The sequence below is a fragment of the Gordonibacter pamelaeae 7-10-1-b genome (assembly GCF_000210055.1).
Taxonomy (GTDB): Bacteria; Actinomycetota; Coriobacteriia; order Coriobacteriales; family Eggerthellaceae; genus Gordonibacter; species Gordonibacter pamelaeae.
The window spans coordinates 692727-693425 of sequence record NC_021021.1 but is presented as its reverse complement, the minus strand read 5'-3'; the positions used below and the strand labels follow the sequence as shown (position 1 = coordinate 693425).

The 699-nt window shown below is 72.1% G+C and carries 1 protein-coding gene; it reads left to right on the top strand.

Annotated features, from left to right (window positions below):
* A partial coding sequence (locus GPA_RS03300) for a peptidase U32 family protein (protein WP_167536702.1) occupies positions 1-699 on the top strand: 699 nt, incomplete at both ends.

The following is a 699-nucleotide window of genomic DNA, read 5'->3' as shown; positions in this document are numbered from 1 at the left end:
ACGCGCTCATGGGCGCCGACGATGTGGCCGCGCTGCCGGCGTACCTGGAGGCGCTCGACGCGGCGGATGCCGACGCGCTCATCGTGAGCGACCTCGGCGCCTTCTCGCTCGCGCGTCGGCACGCGCCGCATGTCGAGCTGCACGTGAGCACGCAGGCCGGCGTCATGAACGCCGAGGCGGCCCGCATGTGGCACGAGCTGGGCGCGAGCCGCGTGGTGTGCGCCCGCGAGATGAGCGTGGCCGACATCGCCCGCATGCGCGCCGACGCGCCGCGCGAGCTGGAGCTGGAGGCCTTCGTGCACGGGGCCATGTGCATGGCCGTGTCCGGACGCTGCCTGTTGAGCTCGGCCATGGCCGGCCGCTCGGGCAACAAGGGGCACTGCGCCCAGCCCTGCCGGTGGAGCTACGCGCTCGTGGAGGAGCAGCGTCCCGGCGAGTTCTACCCCGTGGAGGAGGACGTGCGCGGCACCTACGTCATGAACGCGCAGGACCTGTGCATGGTGGAGCACCTGGACGATCTGGCCGCAGCTGGCGTGGACTCGCTCAAGATAGAGGGGCGCAACAAGAAGGCGTTCTACGTGGCGTCGGTCGTGCATGCCTACCGCCGCGTGCTCGACGGGGCCGACCCGGCCGAGGGCGCGGCCGAGCTCGCGTGCGTGTCGCACCGGCCGTACTCCACCGGCTTCTACTACGGGCCCG